The sequence below is a fragment of the Variimorphobacter sp. HTMS_6 genome (assembly GCF_059717775.1).
The window spans coordinates 2304418-2319755 of record NZ_AP046094.1 but is presented as its reverse complement, the minus strand read 5'-3'; the positions used below and the strand labels follow the sequence as shown (position 1 = coordinate 2319755).

The 15338-nt window shown below is 36.1% G+C and carries 23 protein-coding genes; 22 read left to right on the top strand and 1 reads right to left on the bottom strand.

What is annotated here, in order from left to right; genetic code table 11:
- The first annotated feature begins 5 nt into the window (after nt 1–5).
- The 19 genes from AC6IWN_RS10485 (at nt 6) to AC6IWN_RS10395 (ending at nt 10814) form a co-directional block, all read left to right on the top strand.
- Nucleotides 6–788 (top strand): class I SAM-dependent methyltransferase, encoded by a 783-nt coding sequence (locus AC6IWN_RS10485; protein ID WP_497987362.1) that lies wholly within the window; start codon nt 6–8, stop codon nt 786–788.
- 75 nt (nt 789–863) lie between these two features.
- On the top strand, nt 864–1373 hold the full coding sequence (locus tag AC6IWN_RS10480) for a GNAT family N-acetyltransferase (protein WP_497987361.1): 510 nt from the start codon (nt 864–866) through the stop codon (nt 1371–1373).
- 19 nt (nt 1374–1392) lie between these two features.
- Entirely contained in the window at nt 1393–1764 is a 372-nt protein-coding gene (locus AC6IWN_RS10475; protein WP_497987360.1) for a hypothetical protein, read from the top strand.
- A gap of 115 nt (nt 1765–1879) precedes the next feature.
- Nucleotides 1880–2230, top strand: a complete 351-nt coding sequence (locus AC6IWN_RS10470) for a DUF2200 domain-containing protein (protein ID WP_497987359.1) — start codon at nt 1880–1882, stop codon at nt 2228–2230.
- 83 nt (nt 2231–2313) lie between these two features.
- On the top strand, nt 2314–2622 hold the full coding sequence (locus tag AC6IWN_RS10465) for an MBL fold metallo-hydrolase (RefSeq protein WP_497987358.1): 309 nt from the start codon (nt 2314–2316) through the stop codon (nt 2620–2622).
- A gap of 81 nt (nt 2623–2703) precedes the next feature.
- Nucleotides 2704–3219: a hypothetical protein gene (locus AC6IWN_RS10460; RefSeq protein ID WP_497987357.1), complete on the top strand. Its 516-nt coding sequence runs from the start codon at nt 2704–2706 to the stop codon at nt 3217–3219.
- Nucleotides 3182–3550 carry an MmcQ/YjbR family DNA-binding protein gene (locus AC6IWN_RS10455; RefSeq protein WP_497987356.1) on the top strand — a complete coding sequence of 123 codons (369 nt, stop codon included), beginning with the start codon at nt 3182–3184 and terminating at the stop codon, nt 3548–3550. Before AC6IWN_RS10460 ends, AC6IWN_RS10455 begins: the two co-directional genes overlap by 38 nt.
- A 72-nt stretch (nt 3551–3622) precedes the next feature.
- Nucleotides 3623–3838 (top strand): hypothetical protein, encoded by a 216-nt coding sequence (locus tag AC6IWN_RS10450; protein WP_497987355.1) that lies wholly within the window; start codon nt 3623–3625, stop codon nt 3836–3838.
- A 30-nt stretch (nt 3839–3868) separates the two neighbouring features.
- Nucleotides 3869–4435 carry a hypothetical protein gene (locus tag AC6IWN_RS10445; protein WP_497987354.1) on the top strand — a complete coding sequence of 189 codons (567 nt, stop codon included), beginning with the start codon at nt 3869–3871 and terminating at the stop codon, nt 4433–4435.
- A 37-nt stretch (nt 4436–4472) separates the two neighbouring features.
- The gene (locus AC6IWN_RS10440) at nt 4473–4610 is read left to right on the top strand and encodes a hypothetical protein (RefSeq protein ID WP_497987353.1); all 138 of its coding nucleotides are present in this window, start codon (nt 4473–4475) and stop codon (nt 4608–4610) included.
- Nucleotides 4611–4635: 25 nt separating this feature from the next.
- Nucleotides 4636–5307: an epoxyqueuosine reductase gene (locus AC6IWN_RS10435; protein WP_497987352.1), complete on the top strand. Its 672-nt coding sequence runs from the start codon at nt 4636–4638 to the stop codon at nt 5305–5307.
- 129 nt (nt 5308–5436) lie between these two features.
- Entirely contained in the window at nt 5437–5958 is a 522-nt protein-coding gene (locus tag AC6IWN_RS10430) for a hypothetical protein (RefSeq protein WP_497987351.1), read from the top strand.
- A 158-nt stretch (nt 5959–6116) separates the two neighbouring features.
- Nucleotides 6117–6920 (top strand): HAD family hydrolase, encoded by an 804-nt coding sequence (locus AC6IWN_RS10425; RefSeq protein ID WP_497987350.1) that lies wholly within the window; start codon nt 6117–6119, stop codon nt 6918–6920.
- Nucleotides 6921–6986: 66 nt separating this feature from the next.
- The gene (locus AC6IWN_RS10420) at nt 6987–7454 is read left to right on the top strand and encodes a cupin domain-containing protein (protein WP_497987349.1); all 468 of its coding nucleotides are present in this window, start codon (nt 6987–6989) and stop codon (nt 7452–7454) included.
- Between the two features lie 39 nt (nt 7455–7493).
- Nucleotides 7494–7643, top strand: a complete 150-nt coding sequence (locus AC6IWN_RS10415; protein WP_497987348.1) for a hypothetical protein — start codon at nt 7494–7496, stop codon at nt 7641–7643.
- A 51-nt stretch (nt 7644–7694) separates the two neighbouring features.
- The gene (locus AC6IWN_RS10410; RefSeq protein ID WP_497987347.1) at nt 7695–8153 is read left to right on the top strand and encodes a GNAT family N-acetyltransferase; all 459 of its coding nucleotides are present in this window, start codon (nt 7695–7697) and stop codon (nt 8151–8153) included.
- 86 nt (nt 8154–8239) lie between these two features.
- On the top strand, nt 8240–8770 hold the full coding sequence (locus AC6IWN_RS10405) for a GNAT family N-acetyltransferase (RefSeq protein WP_497987346.1): 531 nt from the start codon (nt 8240–8242) through the stop codon (nt 8768–8770).
- Between the two features lie 379 nt (nt 8771–9149).
- Entirely contained in the window at nt 9150–9656 is a 507-nt protein-coding gene (locus AC6IWN_RS10400) for a GNAT family N-acetyltransferase (protein ID WP_497987345.1), read from the top strand.
- 168 nt (nt 9657–9824) lie between these two features.
- Nucleotides 9825–10814 carry a DUF4003 family protein gene (locus tag AC6IWN_RS10395; protein ID WP_497987344.1) on the top strand — a complete coding sequence of 330 codons (990 nt, stop codon included), beginning with the start codon at nt 9825–9827 and terminating at the stop codon, nt 10812–10814.
- A gap of 13 nt (nt 10815–10827) precedes the next feature.
- Here the strand turns inward: AC6IWN_RS10395 and AC6IWN_RS10390 are convergent, their stop codons facing one another.
- On the bottom strand, nt 10828–11976 hold the full coding sequence (locus AC6IWN_RS10390; RefSeq protein WP_497987343.1) for an epoxide hydrolase family protein: 1149 nt from the start codon (nt 11974–11976) through the stop codon (nt 10828–10830).
- 111 nt (nt 11977–12087) lie between these two features.
- Between AC6IWN_RS10390 and AC6IWN_RS10385 the strand changes: the two genes are divergently transcribed.
- The 3 genes from AC6IWN_RS10385 (at nt 12088) to AC6IWN_RS10375 (ending at nt 15252) form a co-directional block, all read left to right on the top strand.
- Nucleotides 12088–12942 carry a helix-turn-helix domain-containing protein gene (locus tag AC6IWN_RS10385; RefSeq protein ID WP_497987342.1) on the top strand — a complete coding sequence of 285 codons (855 nt, stop codon included), beginning with the start codon at nt 12088–12090 and terminating at the stop codon, nt 12940–12942.
- A 146-nt stretch (nt 12943–13088) separates the two neighbouring features.
- Nucleotides 13089–13991, top strand: a complete 903-nt coding sequence (locus tag AC6IWN_RS10380) for a radical SAM protein (protein WP_497987341.1) — start codon at nt 13089–13091, stop codon at nt 13989–13991.
- A gap of 7 nt (nt 13992–13998) precedes the next feature.
- Nucleotides 13999–15252: a coproporphyrinogen-III oxidase family protein gene (locus AC6IWN_RS10375; RefSeq protein WP_497987340.1), complete on the top strand. Its 1254-nt coding sequence runs from the start codon at nt 13999–14001 to the stop codon at nt 15250–15252.
- The last annotated feature ends 86 nt before the right edge of the window (nt 15253–15338 follow it).

Sequence of the window (15338 nt, the reverse complement as noted above, 5' to 3'; positions counted from 1 at the left end):
TCATTATGTCAGGGATTAAAGGGCTGGAAACTACATTTAATGAAGTTTGCGTAGAATACGATAAGTGGCGACCAACTTATCCGAAAGAATTATACGATGATATTTTTCAAAAAATTAAAATTAATCAATATAGTAATGTTCTTGAAATCGGGATTGGTACTGGACAAGCTACTTTACCCATATTGGAAACAGGCTGTAATTTAGTAGCAATAGAACTAGGTGATAATTTAGCTAAGTACTCGAGGGAAAAATACAAAGAGTATCATAGATTTTGTGTTGAAAATATTGCATTTGAAGATTATAAATCTGCTCCAAATTCTTTCGATCTTATCTTTTCAGCAACAGCATTTCACTGGATTCCAGAAGAAGCTGGGTATCCAAAGGTCTATAATATGTTAAAAAGTGGTGGGGTCTTTGCACGATTTGCAAATCATCCATACAAAGATAAAGAACGTAATGAAATACATACAGCATTTGAAAAAATATATGCGAAGTATATACCGGGTTCTATGGCCCCCGGCGAATACTCGGAAGAAGATGCGATGAAGATGGCAAACACCGCACGCAAATACGGATTTACCGATATCAGTTATAACCTTTACCGTAGGACAAGAAGCTTTTCAGCGGAAGAATATATCCGGTTACTAGGGACATACTCCGATCATATCGCGCTGGAAGAAATAACAAGGTTAAAACTTTTTGATGAGGTAAAACAGATTATACATGACAACGGTGGATTTATTACGATATATGATACAATAGACATAGCACTTGGTAGGAAACCATAATAATACCCATCACATTATTCGGTGTGAAGATGATCCCAATAGTATTATTTAAATAATTTATAGGAGATTTAAAATATGATAATCGAAACCAAAAGATTGATTTTAAGAGAAATGTCGCAAGCAGATTTTAAAGATCTGAGCAAAATCTTGCAGGATTACGAGGTGATGTATGCCTATGAGGGAGCATTTAGCTTGGATGAAGTTCAAGGATGGCTTGACAAACAGCTGGTACGTTATAATGAAGTTGGTTTTGGGTTATGGGCTGTCGTTCTGAAAGAATCCGGTATCATGATTGGGCAATGTGGATTGACGATGCAGGGTTATAAGGATACTAAGATTCTGGAAATTGGTTATCTATTTAAAAAGGAGTACTGGCATCAGGGATATGCGTGTGAGGCAGCAATTGCTTGTAAGGAATATGCATTTGAAAAGTTGAATGCGAAGGAAGTATATTCTATAATAAGAGATACTAATATAGCGTCACAAAATGTAGCAATACACAATGGAATGACTTGTATTGATAAGTTTGTGAAGCATTATAGAGGCATAGATATGCCACATTTATTATTCTCGGTTAAGAAGTAGTATAGGACAAGGAGAGGACATGAATAAATACTCTGAAAGCGAAGTGGGGAATGCAGTTGCGTTGATAACTACCACTATTACAAAATGTGAAAAGATGCAGTTGAAATTCTCTGAAGGATCTTCACAGCATTCTCTACTCAAGAATAGAATAAAAGCACTCTATATCTCTAAAACACTTTTGAAGGGTGATAATATGAGCACATATACAAAGAAAGAGCTGGAGGAGGCACTACCTCCCATCGTATCAATCATAAGTAAGACCTCAAAAGCTCAGTCGAAATATGAGACAGGGGGTACGCAATTCAAGCGCCTTGAGCCCATGATTCATGCGATGAATATCGCGAGAGAATATCTTGAAGATAGAATTGAGAGTGGGATTAATAATTATTAATTCGTTTGGTCATAACAATTCTCTGGGATTAGAAAAATTAATTGCTTAAAAATAAGCATTAGGTATAACTAAATTTTGATTATTAGTACTTTATTATGACGAAGGAGAGTTCTATATGGAGAAACCACGTATTTTTACAATGAATTTTTCAAGTGTATACCCATTATATATTCAAAAAGCAGAAAGAAAAGGAAGAACGAAATGGGAAGTGGATGAAATCATATTCTGGCTTACCGGTTATGATGAACAATCTTTGCAGCAACAAATTGAGAAAGAGGTAGATGTAGAAATGTTCTTTCAACAAGCACCCCATATGAATCCGAATGCCTCACTGATCAAAGGAGTAATCTGTGGATACCGAGTTGAGGAGATAGAAGATGAAACCATGAGAAAGATTCGGTATCTTGATAAATTAGTCGATGAATTAGCAAAAGGGAAAGCGATGGAGAAGATACTAAGAGCTTAACAAGAGTTGGTTTGATGTTTACTTCCAAAATAATAAATAAGACGTTGTAAGTTGCGCATGATAGAAGATAAAGCAAAAAATTATTGATAAATACTGGAGATATTCTTTCTGTTTGCGGTGATATCATGATTGTAGATACGAAGGGACATATGCTGGGTCATATCTCATTATACGTACAAAATGAAAAGACACTTATTACAGGAGATGCCTTGGTTGTTGAAAATGGAGATTTATGCATGGCTATGCCACAGTATGTTCTAAACATGAAGGATGCACAAGATTCAATACGTAATCTTCAAAACTATGATATTGAAAAAATAATCTGCTACCATGGCGGAGTTTATAATACAAATGTTAATAAAAGTATAAAAAAGGTTGTTGAGAGCTTTTAAGTCTTAAAATCTCATTATTTCTAAAGATTAATAAAATGAATATGATGTAAGTAGACATTATTTGAACCTGGAGATGTAATTATGATAGAAACAATACTAGTGTACATTATTCTTTTAAAGACAAAACTTGTGTCATTCCAAAATTTTAGTGAGTATATAGACAATTGTTTTCTGAATAGTGGAGACAACAGATTACTCTTAGATCTTGAATTTTGCAATGGTAATATTAACGAAATTAATAATATTGTAAATGATTATATTTTTCATGAGAAGATTATACCTGATTATAATATATTAGGATCGATTCTTTTAGAAAATCTAAAAGGTATATATAATGAGAACAAGATAAATATCGAAGAGTTTGGAAGTAGTACTTATAAAGTGTGGCAACTTTTACCAGACCAAATATCTATGACAGAACCTTTCATAACACTATGCTATGCAGATGATTGTATATCATATGGAGATGCTAGTCGAACAAGAGAGCTTTATGAAAAGGCATTCTCATATCAATGGGTAAATAGTAATTTGGTTGATACTAAATCGGAAGAGGTGAACCATGTTATTAGAAGATATAAAAACATATTGCATGAGTAAATATAAAGCATACGAAGATTATCCGTTTGGAGATATCCCGATCTGTTATAAATTGAATAAAAAGTTATTTGCTCAGATTTATCCACAGGAAGATGATTTTAAGATAACGCTAAAATGCACCGCGGAGGCAGGTCAATTTTATCGCATGGTTTATCCTGAACAGGTAGTCAGAGGTTATCATTGTCCGCCCGTACACCAGCCTTATTGGAACACAATTTACCTGAAAGATTTTCCGGAAAAAGAGCTTTTGAATATGATTGATCATGCATATGATACGGTATTACATAGTTTTAGTAAGAAGGTTCAAAAGCAAATATTAGATGGGGAATAACAAAGATTTGATATTAGTTCATATTGAGGATTATAGGATTATATGTGATATGATAAAAGGAATTGCAGTGTATTGAGTAATATTGGGAACATATCCTTGGATCTATACACCTCTGATCGTTGGTCACCACACATAGCATTAACAGGTGCGCTTGAAGGTGAAATATTTAACACTGCAATATTAATAATGCTGGATCAATTTACCGGATTAAAAACAGACGGTGCAACAATAAAATTAAGAAAGTGTCTTACCGGAGAGGAAATAGTCAGTTACCAATTAGGGAGGTAAGGGATAGATGACTTATGGGGGAGAAGCATTTTGAAGAAAAACAATGATAAGAAGAAAAAAGTAATAGACTATATTATATATTCTACGTTTTTTGTTAGCTTGTTGTTTTATACTTCCACAAACGAAGTTGACGGAAAATTCGCCTTATTTACTAAGGCATATTTTCCATTTCTGTATTTCATAATTGGGATATGTCTTTTTATAACGGTATTTGGAATAATTCAGAAAATAATATGTAGAAAGATTATAGTTGAAAAAAAATCAGAGCTCGTTTTTGTGATTTTTCTAATTATAATAACTGTTTATCTAATGTTTCAAGGTGGAAAACATGTTGTAACAATAAGCAGAGATATAATAGATGGAACAAACACTACATCATTAATGATTTCAGATAAATCTAAAGTAGTTAATAAAAAGATTGGCTACGGACAGAAAGCATATATTACCGGTACAACAGAAAGCGGATCGGAGATAACACTTGAGGTAGATCCTATTACATATGCACAAATTATCACAATAAACCATGCTAAAAGTATTGAGATAAAATTTTGGAAGCATAGTAAAACTTTGCGTAGTTGGAAGATTAATAAAAATTAGATTGGTTTATAATGTAAGAGGATATGCATTAGGGAGAATGCAGCGTAAGTGGTTGGAGCAATATTGTGAAAGTAGCTGCTGTCATACCGTTGGTTTAAAATCTTTCGGAACAATAATTGCGGTAGGCACTAATAAGTATGGTCAATGCGATGTGAATGGCATGGTATTAACATAATTCCTTAACAGAAAGAGGGTGTACGATGGAGGATTTAATTAAGCAGCTTGTTCTATCCTGTGGGGCAGATGTGTGTGGCATTGGAGATATCCGAAGATTTGATGGTGCTCCCAAAGGATTTTCACCGACTGACATTTATAAAGATTGCAAATCAGTAATTGCATTTGGGGTATCGTTACCAAAGGGATTAACTCAGGTGGAATCACGTTTGATTTATGGTCATTATAATACATACATTTGTACAGAGGTAGACCGAATAGCCTTAAAAGGAGCGAAACTCCTAGAAAAAGAATGTGGTGCAACAGCGATACCATTGCCATGTGACTCTCCTTATGAATATTGGGAAGAGGAAACTTTAACAGGAAAAGGAATGCTTTCTATGAAGCATGCTGCAGTTTTGTCTGGTCTTGGAGTAATTGGTAAGAATAGCTTGCTTATTAATCCCCAATATGGAAACCTACTGACAATCGGAGTGATTCTGACTGATTTAGATCTACAACACGATGAGCTGTGTAAGGATATCTGCCTAGAAAGTTGTATGAAATGTGTTCTTGCGTGTCCGGTACATGCAATCGAAGAGGGAACTGTGAATCAGAAGCTTTGTCGCCAGCATACCTATGGTAAAACAGAACGTGGATTTGACACCGTTGACTGCAACACTTGCAGGGTGGTCTGTCCTAGGAAGTTCGGGATATAACCACTAAGCTTTCATTATAGTTAATCACAATGCACGACAAGTTCTATTAGGTGCGCCTGATTTAATAAGATTATATAAGAATATATTATGGGGAACATGTAAGAATATATAAGTGGAGAGGGGATGTATATGGAACAAAATGCTTATGTAGATATTATTATCGATCAGACAAAAAGGGCACTATGGGAAGTTAAGAATGTCATTAATTGTGTTCCCGAGGAATTATGGAATAAAGAATATTGTCAGATGCCTTGTTGGAAACATATTTATCATATGCTTCATTCACTAGATTTATGGTTTGTTAATCCCAGGGATAAGAATTATCAGGAGCCCGAGATCCATGAAAATGACTTGAATAATCTTGATATAATCTCAAGGAAAGAGTTGTCACGGGATGAGATTATTAGTTATTACATAAATATTGAACAGAAAATAAATGAATATCTCTTTTCAATGACTGATGAGCAATTATTGAAATATCCCGAAGCTTGTGAATACACAAGGTTTACATTGATATTGGCACAAATGAGACATTTACATACTCATATGGGAATGATCATGGGATTTGTTATTGATGATACTGGAATGTGGCCAAGGGTTTTAGGGTTGGAGCATCCGATTCCGGTAGGGGAATATGACAAGTATTTTTAAGCAATTATGTGGGGTTAATAAATATTAATAAATACTAAGAAGAAACAATTGTAACTGATTATAAAGCATCAGTGAGATTTACTGAGTGAATATGAAATCAAGAAGCTGAATTACGTTGGGAAACATTCAAGGAGGGATACTTTCTGAAAACATTATATGTGTCAGATTTGGACGGGACGTTACTTGATCGGAATGATAAAGTTAGTCAAGTTAGTTTGGATATATTAAATGAGCTCATTCAAAACGATATGCCTTTCACCTATGCGACTGCTCGGTCACGGGTGTCAGCTTCGGTTGCGGTCAATGGGCTGAATCTTAACCTTCCGATTATTGCATATAATGGAGCATTTGTTTTTGAATCATCAGGAAAGATCCTGTTTTCTAATCTATTCACCAAAGAAGAAAAACAAAACATTGCCGATTATCTGACGTCAAGAGAGATTCTTCCTCTTGTATATTCCTTTATCGATGGATATGAAAAAGTATCATGGATGAAGGGAAAAGAAAATGACGGTATGTTAAGATACTTAAACTTGCGAGAAGGCGATAAGCGGTTAAACCCTTTGTTAAACCATGAAACCCTATACCAGGGATACGTATTTTACGTCACTTGTATAGGAGAGAAAGAGGAGCTTCAAGCAATTTATGATAATTTTAAAAATGATTCTCGTTTTAACTGTATAATACAACAAGAATTATATCGCGAAGAATATTGGTGTGAGATTATGCCTAAAGCAGCAAGTAAGGCAAATGCCATATTAAAGTTGAAAGAACTAGGTGGTTTTACTAGGATTGTATCCTTTGGCGATGCGTTGAATGATATTCCGATGTTTGAAATATCAGATGAAAGCTACGCAGTAGAAAATGCAGTAAATGATTTGAAAGATGTTGCAACCGGTATCATTGAAAGTAATTATCAGAATGGCGTTGCAAAATGGCTGTTAGAAAACTATCCAATTTAAGTTAAGCTCAAAGTGGTTAATTGAAGTAAGTGATTATGAAATATTTATTTGTTATGGAGGAGTATGATGCAAGAAATAAAACAGATAAAGATCAATGAAATTGAGAGTAAACATAAAAGCGAACACGAAGGATATGAGTACTACAAAAAAGAGCTTGTAACCAGTGAGAATTCAAAACAATGTAAAGTTTCAATTTATGAGATTCCACCAGGCAAATCCGCTTATCCTTATCACTACCATGTTAAAAATGAAGAAGTATTTTATATCATCAAGGGAACCGGAGAATTAACTACACCTACAGGCATAAAGCAGGTTTCACCGGGTGATTTTCTGTTTTTTCCGGCAAATGAAAAAGGAGCCCATAAATTAACGAATAACTCGCCAACAGATATGCTTGTATACATAGACTTTGATACAGAGAATGATATTGATATAGCTTTTTATCCTGACTCAAATAAGGTAGGTGTGTTTGGAATGGGTATAAATCAAATCTATAAAACAGAGGATAGAGTGGGATATTATAAGGGTGAATGATGTATATGAAACATTGATTATAATTTGTGGGGGTTGAACATGATTGGGGAAATTGTAACGGTAACGGTTGATCGTCCAATGGGAACATACCATCCAGAGTATCCGGATATGTACTACCCCATTAATTATGGTTATGTAAAAGGAATTATAGCTCCTGATGTTGATCCATTTTCAAGAACGGAATTTTGACTCTGAAATTATTATGTGAGTTTGTTTAAGATCATAGTTATGAGGTGGCTTATGTTTATTATCCGTAAAGCATCAATACATTCAAGTGAAGCAAAACAGCTTATTCTGGAATTGTCTGCGGAGTTGAAAAAGATTACAGGTAGTAGCGGAAAAGGAAGCTTTCAGGTTGATGAGATGGAAAATCCGCGATCAGCATTTTTTATTGCATATCTAGATGGTCAAGCCGTTGGATGTGGAGCTATACGTGAGTTTACTCACGATATTGCAGAAATAAAACGCGTCTATTCCAGAATACATGGACAAGGAATTGGCAAAGTAATTGTGTCCGCACTAGAACAGGAAGCTCATAGTTTGGGATATGATTTTGTAGTATTAGAAACACGAAAAGTAAATGTAACTGCTGTACATTTTTATCAGCATAATGGATATAAGATCACCGAGAATTACGGGAAGTATATTGATAGGGATGAATCTGTTTGTTTCATTAAGAATGTACAAGTATGTTATTAATAACCAAACGTATTTTTATGAGCATGAACATAAGCGTTGGGTGTTTTGCAAATGCTTAAAATTATCTATTCAGAGAGGTTAATTTAATGATAAGATACCAAGAATTAAGATTGGATGAAATAAACAGAGAACTATTTTCCAACTTTATTAGAAGGCAAAAGGTTACCAAGTGTTGGCGAAAAGAAAATGAAGTCTGGGTAATTAAGAATATCTCTTTTATTGATGATTGGACAGAAGAGGAATATGAAGATTTAGTTCAGTCTTTAAGAAATACAATTCAAATTGATGGGTATGTAATAGGTGTATTTGTGGAGAATATGCTTAAGGGATTTGCATCGGTAGAACCTACGCTATTTGGAAGTTATAATCAATATATGGACTTATCCATGATTCATGTTTCTGAAGATTTGCGAGGGTCAGGGATTGGAAAAGAATTGTTTCAAAGGGCAAAAGATTGGGCGAAAAAGCGTGGAGCTAAAAAATTATACATATCTGCACATTCTTCCTTAGAAAGTCAGGCATTCTACCGAGCGGTGGGATGTGTGGAAGCAGATGAATATAACAAAGAACATGTTGAAAAAGAACCTTGTGATTGTCAGCTTGAATGTAGATTATAAGATTGATGTAAATATAAAAATTTCACTTTCACGATTTCAAGAATGCTCAGTATGTTATTAAAAAAACCAATGTACATATCGAAAGAGAGGATCAACATTCTTATACATAAGAAAAGAGGAAGCGGCGAAAAAATTTGATAATATATGGCTTAAGTCACAATGTTGTTAATTTGTGGTAATTAGTCAAATTGCCTAATATTCCTGATTTTCTTTGTGGTAAATCACGTATTTGAATCGAGATTTTAGGCTATATAATCGACTACTAAAAGTAATTTTTGTCCATATTTATACAAGGTAAATATTTACGGAATTCCCAAAAAGTGATAAAATGGTGAAAGGAATCATTTTAAACACGATATAAAGAACTGGGAGGGTAATTATGGAGTGCAAAATACGTAGATGGAGAATTTGGGATGCAGCTAGTCTTGCCGAAGCAGTGAATAACAAGAAGGTTCTCGATAATTTGAGAGATGGAATACCTTATCCTTATACAGAGGATGATGCAAGAGCGTTCATTATGGCGATGCTTAATGCAGATGATGATACGACGTACTCATTTGCAATTACTGTGGATGATAAAGCCGTAGGGAGCATTGGGGTGTTCCGTAAGGATAATATTCATTCAAGAACAGCTGAGATGGGATATTATATCTCAGATCGCCATTGGGGAAAAGGAATTGGAACAAGTGCAGTAAAGCAAATCTGTAACTATATTTTTAACAATACTAATATTATACGTATCTTCGCAGAACCGTTTGCGGATAACGTAGCCTCCTGCCGGGTTCTTGAGAAGAGTGGTTTTGAATTAGAGGGAACCTTAAGAAACAATGCTGTAAAGAATGGAGAAGTACTTGATATGAAAATGTACTCTCTGGTTAGAGCATAATTTTCAGAATGATAATTGGGGCGAATAAGGGCTGTTGCAAAACAAATAATTGTTAGGAATCATATTATATTGCCATAAACTGATTTTCGTGTCAGGCAATATATCTTCTTTCTTAAATAGAATTATTATTTTGCTACAGCCCACATCTTTTTATAAGGAGAACTATTCATGAATGAACATACATTAAAAAACTGTTCGCTATTACTGGAGAATAAGGAGCGAATTAAATCGGTATTTAGCTGGGATGGCGGATTGATCAATTTGTCATGTGCAGGAATCTATACATCAAAAGGAAAATTGGTGAATGTATCCGAGCTGATGAAATGTAAGGAACAGTTAAATCAAAAGGTCGGAGTCTTCTCGAATTTTCGTAGTACTGCAAGGTCTCCGATTGTAAGCATGGTTGCAAGCAGCGTTAATCCTCGGTTAACAATGGATAACGGATTAATCGTATATCAAATGTTAAAGAAGGACTTTTGGAGCACAACTTATCTGCCATTGACCGCGATGGTCATTGCACAATTGGCTGATCCGAGTCAATATGAGGAGATAGCTGCGAGAACGAGAAGAATATATAACCGAATCAAGTCAGAGCATCCATTTCTTACATCAGGAGAAGATAGCTCCGATTGCGCATTGCTGGCATTATCCGAGAAATCAGATGATGAGTTAATTGTTGATATGGAAGCCTGTTATAGATTTTTAAAACCATATTTTTTCTCCGCAAATGCAGTGCAATCACTCAGTCATGTATTGGCGATTGGGCAAGGGGCTCCTGAAGTAAAATGCAGTAAAACAATGGGGCTATTTGATGGCTTAAAAGCAGCAGGATATAAATACGGCACTTCCTATGAACTCCCAACCTTAGGCGTGCTGGCTTTATCAGAGGGATCAAAGGATGGAATGATTCATGATATTGTTGAGATTAACAACTGGCTCTCGAATCAAAAGGGCTTTGGTTTCTTTAGCTCGGTTTCTGCCAAACAGAGATTAATGCATGCCGGAATATTGGCTCAAACCGGATACATTGATAGTAATGTGATGCAGTCAGCAGCAGTGAACAGCACGATTTCAATAATCGTAGCACAACAGGCAGCAACCTGCGCAGCTGTAGCAGCATCTGTCGCTGCCAGCTCAAGTTCCTCGTCAACGACCTAAATAGAATTATAAATCATTTGCTCCTCAGCGGCCTGTAAAACTTACGTATATCTTCTACAAATTGTTCGGGTTCTTCCATTGCTGTAAAATGTCCGCCGCCGGTGATAGTACTCCACTGGGTAAGATTGAAGTTTCGCATTACCCATTCCTTTGGAGGAGGTAGAACATCCCCCGAGAAGAGCGCTATACCTGTCGGCACATCGATTTTACCAATCGGTGGCAAGGATGAGTTATCATAGTATCGGTTGGCTGATGATGCGAAGGAATTCGCAATCCAATAGAGCATAATATTATTAAGAAGTTCATCCATAGTAAAGCGATTGGCTAAATCACCTTGACAATCGCTCCAGGAATGGAATTTATCTAAGATCCAACTTGACAAGCCAATAGGAGAATCGCTGATTCCATAGGATAAAGTTTGGGGCTTTGTTGATTGTATGGACATATATCCGCCCTCCTTTGCAATCCAATCCTGTGCATTTTTCTTATATTGCAATTCTTCTTCGGTTAATCGAGATGGATCATTCGCGGTCATAAGCGATCTTATGATACCGACATCGGTTAGATGTATTCCGATAAGATGGTCAGGATGATTGAAAGCTAAGTATCTTGTAACGCCGGAGCCCATATCTCCACCACCCGCGGCAAACTTATGATATCCGAGTTCTTCGGTCATTAATTTCACCCATAATTCTGAGATGGAATCATTATTCATAAGCTTAGATGAAGATTGACTTGAAAAACCAAAGCCGGGTAGGGAAGGAATGATTACATCAAATGAATCAGCAGAATCACCACCATATCGTGCAGGGTCAGTCAAAAGAGGGATGATTTTCTCATATCGAAGGAAGCTGTCAGGCCAACCATGTGTTAATACAATGGGGATAGGATTGGGACCGCGACCACGTTCGTGCACAAAGTGCACGTCTATCCCATCGATGTTACATATGAAATGGTTAAGAGAATTTAACTTTTCTTCTTGTTCTCTCCAATTATATTCATCCCGCCAATAGGATAGAAATGACTGCATATATGCTGCATCCGTACCGCGTTCCCATTCATTATGAGCAGCTTGCTTTGGGAAACGAGTATGTTTTAATCGGTAATTAAGATCCTCCAGTACTTCATCGGAGGCTTGAATCGTAAATCGTTGCACAGCCATATTAATACTCCTTTCAAAACTAATGTATAATAGTAGTGTATCATCAAGAGGATATGTTACAATGTCATATATGAAGCATTTCACTATACTATCTGTTGAAAGGAGACAGCGATGCCTCAGTTTGACTGTTTTAAAAATAGAACGGTAGATATTGAATTTATACCTTCGGAAGATCTGAGTTCGCTTCCATATCCGGAGAGGTTTTCATTGATATTTATTACAAATGGAACGGTAAACGGGATATTGAATCATCGTCCATTCAAAGTTACAGCACCCGGGATATTATGTTTATCTGAAGTGGACACGATAACGATATCAGAAAGGGTTGACGTTCGTGCACAATCATTTTGCTTTCATACTGATTTTCTTAAGAGTACGAGGGTATCAGATTCGCAATATGATGCATCCACTGCTTTAAGGATACAAACAGGCCTTTCACTATTCAGTAGAGATAAGGAGCAAACCGGTATCCCATATGTGTCAGAAAAAGCTTACCCGCAATTGTTTGAATGGTTCTTTGTTCTTGGAATGGAAGTATCCGCACAAAGTGACGGGTTATGGGCATGCCGGATTAAAAAACACCTAATACAAATACTAGGTATGCTTGAGAATCTGAATCGTATTAATGAAAAATCACCGGTTGATATTGTGATTGATTATATATTTACCAATTATTCTAAAAAAATTACCTTAATGGATTTGACTAATCATGTACATTTGAATCGTGTATCACTAAACCAATTATTCAAGGAGAGGTGTGGATGCACGGCTATGGGATATTTGCTACGTTATCGACTGCAGGTGGCGGGAGATCTCTTGATTCATACGGATATGAGTTTAAATGAAATCGCACGCTCCACCGGCTTTGAATATGATACCTATTTTATTAAGCAATTTACTGCAAAAAGAGGAATGTCTCCAACGGTTTATCGAAATATTTCACGTGAGCATGCAGCTTCTATATAAACGAATAGAAGCGATTAAGATTTAAATTTCATATAAATGTATAATAAAATAGTTGATTAAATTGAGCGTAAAGTGCAATTTAATATAAACATACACTCTATGAAAAAGTTTCCTCATAAATGAAATTATGCAAAAGGAGAAAATACTTGAAACTATCATCATTTTTATACTTTGCAGGGTTTGGCATAAAGACAGTTTTATTTAAAAAGAAATTACCCATTCTAGGTACCATCATTCTAACGGATCAATGTAATCTGACCTGTAAACATTGTTCGGTGAATAATATCACCGGTGTGATCCATCCTTATGAGCAGATTCATTCAGAGATGAAGCAACTCTATGATATGGGCGTAAGAATCCTCTTTTTCTGCGGAGGGGAGACATTTTTATGGAAGGATAACGGCAAGACGCTAAGAGATTTGGTGATTGAAGCTAAGAGGATGGGTTTTCTGATTGTGAATACAGTTACGAATGGAACCTTTAAACTGGATTTGCCGGAGGCTGACTTGATACTTCTTAGTGTCGACGGGAATAAGGAGAAGCATAATGATATTCGTGGCGATACCTTTGATTTGATTATGAATAACATCGAACATGCAACCTCAGATAATATCTGTTTTTATATGGCGGTAAATCAGATCAATAAGGATACAATTAAGGAGGTATGTCAACTCGCGAAAGGAAAGAAGAATGTAAGAGCGGTGTCATTTAACTTTCATACACCGTATCCCGATACGGAGGAGCTGGCGTTATCAAGGAATGAGAAACAGGAATGTTGCGATGTGATCACGGAACAGATGAAGGAAGGAGCCCCGGTATTTAATCTAAAAAGTGCATTTCCTTATCTGGTCTCAAATAACTTCCCTACACCTTGTCATCAGTGTGTTGTAATGGAGAACGGGAAGCTCAGTACCTGCGGGCGTTGTATTGATATACCTGGTTTATGCGAAAAGTGTGGATACTTTTTTGTGGCGGAATATACCTTGTTATTTAGCGGACATATCAAGATTATGGCAGATATGCTAAGAACATATCTGAGATACATATAGGGGGATTATGAGTATAATAACTTCACTAACGAGAATGTGGTTAACGAGAACGATAAAGCCGTTTGTTTTTACAAATAAATACGATACCCAGCTGGAATATGGCGAATGTGATAATCTTGGACTATATGTTCACATCCCTTTCTGTACAAGGATATGTGCTTTTTGCCCTTATTGTAAGGAGATTTATCAAGAGGAGAAATGTAATCGTTACATTGATCACCTGATTGAAGAAATCCATATGGTCGGAAGCTGTATAAGTGAGAAAAAAACAGTAACCAGCCTTTATTTTGGAGGAGGAACGCCTGCCCTTGCAGTGGATCGATTGAATGAGATTATCGAAGCAATCAAGGAGCATTTTATTATTACTGAGGGCATCGGACTGGAGTTGCATCCTGATAATGTAACAGCGGAGCTGTTACTTGCGTTAAAGAGTGCGGGTGTTACCAAGATAAGTATTGGGATACAATCTTTTCAAAGTAAGTTCCTGTCTGTGTTGGGCAGGAGTGAATGTAACTATAAAAAACTTGCTGAGGCTCTTGAACAAGTGCCCTTTGAGACGGTATCCATGGATTTTATCTTCGCGCTTCCGGATCAGAACGTAGAAGATCTGAAGGCGGATATTGATACCGCTTTTTCAAGCGGTGCGAATCATATTGCGATATATCCGTTCATCGATTTTACATTTACCAATAGTACGGTAACTACGATGGCAAAAAAGGACAAACGCAGGTTGCTTGATCAGATTACATTATACTGTCAGGAGAAAGGTTATAAAAGGGATTCCATCTGGACATTTTCTAAGAATGAATATGCGAAGTATTCCTCCATGACAAGGGATAACTTCCTGGGCTTTGGATGTTCGGCAACCACGCTACTTAAGAATCAATTTAAGGTCAATACCTTTGATACTGAAGAATATCAAAGGAGAATTGAGGATAAGTCGCTTCCCACCTCCTTGACGATACGTTTTACTACGAGACAGCGTATGATTTATTATTTATTCTGGACTGCATATAGTACTCAGGTGAATGCCGCAGATTTTGAGAAATTCTTTGAAGTACCGTTAAGAAAGCGATATGGGCTTGAGTTTTGGATAGCCAAGAGGTTAGGTTTTATCACAGAGGATAACGGAACTTATCAAATGACACTTAAGGGAGCATTCTATTATCATTATTATGAGAACTACTACACCCTATCTTACATAGATAGGATGTGGGGTATTATGAAAGAGGAAGCTTTCCCAAAAAGAATTGAGTTTTAAGAAAGATACATAATTCTTGGAATAATCGTGACGAAAAATTTCTTTATATCAAAGTAAATATCTTAATCATAGTGCAGATCAAATAT

What these genes read in the sequence shown, in the direction of transcription:
- AC6IWN_RS10485 (WP_497987362.1), top strand. Translation starts at nt 6, where the DNA reads ATGTCAGGGATTAAAGGGCTGGAAACTACATTTAATGAAGTTTGCGTA.
- AC6IWN_RS10480 (WP_497987361.1), top strand. Translation starts at nt 864, where the DNA reads ATGATAATCGAAACCAAAAGATTGATTTTAAGAGAAATGTCGCAAGCA.
- AC6IWN_RS10475 (WP_497987360.1), top strand. Translation starts at nt 1,393, where the DNA reads ATGAATAAATACTCTGAAAGCGAAGTGGGGAATGCAGTTGCGTTGATA.
- AC6IWN_RS10470 (WP_497987359.1), top strand. Translation starts at nt 1,880, where the DNA reads ATGGAGAAACCACGTATTTTTACAATGAATTTTTCAAGTGTATACCCA.
- AC6IWN_RS10460 (WP_497987357.1), top strand. Translation starts at nt 2,704, where the DNA reads ATGATAGAAACAATACTAGTGTACATTATTCTTTTAAAGACAAAACTT.
- AC6IWN_RS10455 (WP_497987356.1), top strand. Translation starts at nt 3,182, where the DNA reads ATGTTATTAGAAGATATAAAAACATATTGCATGAGTAAATATAAAGCA.
- AC6IWN_RS10440 (WP_497987353.1), top strand. Translation starts at nt 4,473, where the DNA reads ATGCAGCGTAAGTGGTTGGAGCAATATTGTGAAAGTAGCTGCTGTCAT.
- AC6IWN_RS10435 (WP_497987352.1), top strand. Translation starts at nt 4,636, where the DNA reads ATGGAGGATTTAATTAAGCAGCTTGTTCTATCCTGTGGGGCAGATGTG.
- AC6IWN_RS10430 (WP_497987351.1), top strand. Translation starts at nt 5,437, where the DNA reads ATGGAACAAAATGCTTATGTAGATATTATTATCGATCAGACAAAAAGG.
- AC6IWN_RS10420 (WP_497987349.1), top strand. Translation starts at nt 6,987, where the DNA reads ATGCAAGAAATAAAACAGATAAAGATCAATGAAATTGAGAGTAAACAT.
- AC6IWN_RS10415 (WP_497987348.1), top strand. Translation starts at nt 7,494, where the DNA reads ATGATTGGGGAAATTGTAACGGTAACGGTTGATCGTCCAATGGGAACA.
- AC6IWN_RS10410 (WP_497987347.1), top strand. Translation starts at nt 7,695, where the DNA reads ATGTTTATTATCCGTAAAGCATCAATACATTCAAGTGAAGCAAAACAG.
- AC6IWN_RS10405 (WP_497987346.1), top strand. Translation starts at nt 8,240, where the DNA reads ATGATAAGATACCAAGAATTAAGATTGGATGAAATAAACAGAGAACTA.
- AC6IWN_RS10400 (WP_497987345.1), top strand. Translation starts at nt 9,150, where the DNA reads ATGGAGTGCAAAATACGTAGATGGAGAATTTGGGATGCAGCTAGTCTT.
- AC6IWN_RS10395 (WP_497987344.1), top strand. Translation starts at nt 9,825, where the DNA reads ATGAATGAACATACATTAAAAAACTGTTCGCTATTACTGGAGAATAAG.
- AC6IWN_RS10390 (WP_497987343.1), bottom strand. Translation starts at nt 11,976, where the DNA reads ATGGCTGTGCAACGATTTACGATTCAAGCCTCCGATGAAGTACTGGAG.
- AC6IWN_RS10385 (WP_497987342.1), top strand. Translation starts at nt 12,088, where the DNA reads ATGCCTCAGTTTGACTGTTTTAAAAATAGAACGGTAGATATTGAATTT.
- AC6IWN_RS10375 (WP_497987340.1), top strand. Translation starts at nt 13,999, where the DNA reads ATGAGTATAATAACTTCACTAACGAGAATGTGGTTAACGAGAACGATA.